The organism is Rhodovulum sp., assembly GCF_011048875.1.
Lineage (GTDB): Bacteria > Pseudomonadota > Alphaproteobacteria > Rhodobacterales > Rhodobacteraceae > Rhodovulum > Rhodovulum tesquicola.
This window is the reverse complement of record NZ_DSDD01000479.1, coordinates 1-3596: the sequence shown is the minus strand read 5'-3', so window position 1 is coordinate 3596 and position 3596 is coordinate 1. Positions and strand designations below refer to the sequence as shown.

Annotated in this window: 3 protein-coding genes and 2 pseudogenes; all 5 read right to left on the bottom strand. The window is 71.3% G+C overall.

Annotation, left to right across the window (positions count from 1 at the left end; genetic code table 11):
• Positions 1-216 (bottom strand): (2Fe-2S)-binding protein (locus ENN83_RS16205; RefSeq protein WP_287188788.1); only part of this gene is annotated, 216 nt, incomplete at its 3' end.
• An 11-nt stretch (positions 217-227) separates the two neighbouring features.
• Positions 228-964: pseudogene (locus ENN83_RS16200) on the bottom strand (FAD binding domain-containing protein); the annotation flags it as partial.
• Positions 946-1293 carry an MHYT domain-containing protein gene (locus tag ENN83_RS16195; protein ID WP_287188790.1) on the bottom strand — a complete coding sequence of 116 codons (348 nt, stop codon included), beginning with the start codon at positions 1291-1293 and terminating at the stop codon, positions 946-948. The pseudogene ENN83_RS16200 and the gene ENN83_RS16195, both read right to left, overlap by 19 nt.
• 50 nt (positions 1294-1343) lie before the next feature.
• Positions 1344-2451: pseudogene (locus ENN83_RS16190) on the bottom strand (efflux RND transporter permease subunit).
• A gap of 15 nt (positions 2452-2466) precedes the next feature.
• Positions 2467-3156: an efflux RND transporter periplasmic adaptor subunit gene (locus tag ENN83_RS16180; protein WP_287188784.1), complete on the bottom strand. Its 690-nt coding sequence runs from the start codon at positions 3154-3156 to the stop codon at positions 2467-2469.
• Positions 3157-3596 lie beyond the last annotated feature (440 nt).

Below are 3596 nucleotides of genomic sequence, written 5' to 3'. Positions count from 1 at the left end.
CCCCTGCGCCTGCGCGGCGAAGATCGTGCAGGCCTTGACCGATTTCCCGTCCATATCGACGGTGCAGGCGCCGCAATGGCTGGTCTCGCAGCCGATATGCGGGCCGGTGATCCCCGGCCGCTCGCGCGGCACATGGATCAGCAATTCGCGCGGCTCGGCCAGCGTCTCGACCGCCTCGCCATTCACCTTCAGCGTCAGGTGCATCCTGTTCGACATCTCGTCCTCCCTCAGGCCCGCGACCAGGCCCGCGCGATGGCGCGGGCCAGGATCACTCCCGCAACGTGGCGCTTGAACTCCACGGGTCCGCGATTGTCCTCGACCGGGTCGATATCGCCCTGCATGGCGTCCAGGGCGGCGACGACCGCGTCCTCCCCGCAGTCGCTGCCCAGAAGGACCTCGCCGGCCGCCGCGCTGAAGACCGGCACATCCGCCAGATTGGTCATCGCGACCGAGGCCGAGACGACGCGCCCCCCTTTGGCCCCGATCAGCACGGCAGCCGCGGCGGTCGCGTAATCGCCGATCTTGCGCTTCTGCTTTTCATGGGCGAACCCGCGGGCCGGGCGGTCAAAGCCGACCGCGGTCAGGATCTCCTCCTCCTCCCGCGAGGTCACATAGAGCGCCTCGTAGAAGCCGCGCGCCGCGCCCTCGTGCACCCCCTCCGGCCCTCCAGCGTGAAGGTCGCATCCAGGCACAGCATCAGCGCGGGCAGGTCGTTGCCCGGATCGCCATTCGCCACATTGCCGCCGACCGTGCCCAGATTGCGCACCTGCGGATCGGCGATCTGGCGCGTGGCCTCGCCCAGCCCGGCATGGGCGATCATCTCGGATTGCGTGACCATCGCCCCGATCCGGACCCGGTCGCCCGCCTCGATCCCGCGCAACGCGGCGATGCCTTGCAGGTCCACCAGATGCGCAGGCGCGGCCATGCGCAGCTTCATCATCGGGATCAGGCTGTGCCCGCCCGCCGCTGCCCATAGGCCACCCGGATCGCCAGAACCCCCAGCCCGCCCGCCACCGCAAAGCCGAGGGGCCGGCAGACCGGCGCGCAGCCCTCGATGGCGGACAGCCCGGTGTCGTGCATCACCACGATCCCCAGCCCCAGCACCGCCCCCGCCAGCCCCATGCGCGGCCCGAAATGCATCAGGATCAGCGCCAGCCCCGCCAACAGGATCGCGATCAGCTCCGAGGCCACCGTGGGCAGCGCCCGGTAATGCACCGCCACCTCGAAACGCATCGCCAGCATGGCCACGAAATGCATCGTCCAGATGCCGCCGCCCAGCGCCACTGCCGCCATCGCGATGCGCAGGTGTCGCACGCCCTCGGACACGCCCGACAGCCCGCGCGTCAGCCCGCCAGCACCTCTTCCAGCTCGCGCGCCAGCCGCTTGCTTTCCTCCGCCCGCGGTTTCGAGAAGCGCGCCAGCAGCAGATAGACCACCGGCCTCAGATACAGCGTGGACAGCGTCGCCAGCCCCAGACCGCCCACGATCACCCAGCCCCCCAGCGCCTCGACGCGGGCCAGCGCCACGCCCAGCGCCAGTTCGGGCGTCAGCCCGGCCGTGATCCTGACCGCGCGGCCCTGGTTCTCGCGGTCAAGTTCCGGGGTGACGGGGCGTTCTTCCAGATGCACGAAACTCGACATCGGCACCATCTGGCCGTCGCCCGTGCGCACATAGACGTTCTGCAGATCGCCCGGATCGTTCACCGGGTTCGCGCTCGACAGCATCTGGATGTCATGGCTCTGGTCGCCGATGAAGACCGAGCCCACCGTCCGCCCGTTCAGCATCGCCCGCAACGCATCCCCCAGCCCGGTGATGTCGATGCCCAGATCGGCGGCACGGGTGCGGTCGATCTCGACGAATAATTGCGGCTGGGTGATCTCGTATTCCAGTTGCACCTCGCCGAAGGCCGGATCGTCCTGCATCCGTTCGACCAGCGTCTCGGCCAGATCGGCCAGCCGCTCGTAGCTGTCGCCGGTGATCGCGAAACTCAGCCCCCGCCCCGCGCCGCCGATCTGGGCGTCGGCATCGGCCTTGACCACCTGCGGGGCATCGGCCCCGGTCGGCAACTGCCCCTCGACCCGGGCCACCGCGTCGCGGATATCGGTCGCGGCCACGTCGATATCCACGCTTTCGGCGAATTCCACCGTCACCCGGCTGCGCCCGAAGCGCGAATTCGACGAGATCGAGCGCACGCCTGCCACCCCTTCCCACCGCGCCCTCGATCCGGCCGGTGATCTCCTGGTCGATGGTCTCGGGCGCGGCGCCCTGGAAATCGGTCGTGACGGTGACCACGGGCCGGTCCACATTGGGCAATTCGCGCATCTCGACCCCGAACAGCGCGGCAAACCCCGCCAGCACGATCAGGGCCGAGACCACCAGCGCCAGGATCGGCCGGCGCACGAACAGCGCGGGGCCTCCCCCTTCGGCGGCGCGCGTCGCTTCCTCCAGCATGGCAGGCTCCTTTCGCTAAAGCGGCGCCGCGCGATCCCCGGCCGGTGCGGCCTGCGGCGCCACGATCCGCACCTCGGCGCCCGGGCGCAGGATCTGCACCCCCTCGACCACGACCATTTCGCCGACCTCCAGCGCGGCCTCGACCAGCACGGCATCGGCACTGCGCTGGCGGATCACCACGGGCACCCGCTCGGCCCGGTCCTCGCGCACGACCCAGACATAGGCACCCTCCGCCGACCATTGCACCGACAGCGGATCGACCGAGGGCAGCACCTCGCCGGGAAAGCGCAGCACCACCTCGAAGGCCATGCCCGCGCGCAACAGATCCGCTGCGTTGTCCAGCCGCCCCTGCACCCGCTTGGTCCGGCTCGCCTGGTCCACCACGTTGTCGATGGCCTGAACCGTGCCCTTCAGCACCGTGTCCCGCATCGACAGCGGCCGCGCCTCCAGCGCCATGCCGGTCGCGACCTGGCCCACCACGCGCTCGGGCACGCGGAAATCTATCAGGATCTGCGTGCGATCCATGATCGTGACCACCGGCTCCTGCGCCGACACGCTGTCGCCCACCGCCAGGTCCAGCACCCCCGCCCAGCCCGAGACCGGCGCCAGCAGGCTGCGCTGCTCCAGCGCGAACTCGGCCTCGCGCAGCGCCAGATCGGCCTCGCGCAGCGCCAGATCGGCGGCCCGGCGGCTGACCTCGGTCACCGCCCCGGTGGTCTCCAGGCGGGCCAGCCGCGCCGCCCCGCCGCGGCCCCGCCGCCTCCTGCCCGGGCGCGGTCGCCTCGATCCCGAACAGCCCCGGCAGGCCCAGCCGGTCCAGCACCGGCCGCGCCGAGGGCACGAAGGCCACCCACAGCGCCAGCGTCACCGCGATCACGAGCGTGGAAAGGGCAATCTGCCGGAGCGCCGGGCGTTCCATGGCCAGGGCGCCGCCATGCGGCCTTGGTACCAGGAGATAGCGCCCCCGCGCCGCCAAGTCACTTCCCCGTCCCCTCACGGGCCGGCGAGTGCCGCGTGATCGCCCCCCCCGCGACACGCCGCCCGGGCCGCTGGACCATCGGCGCGCAGAGGCGTAGAAGCCCGCCATTGCCGCCCGGCAGATGACCCCCAGGACGACCCCATGCCGCGCGCGGACAGGGCAGGGG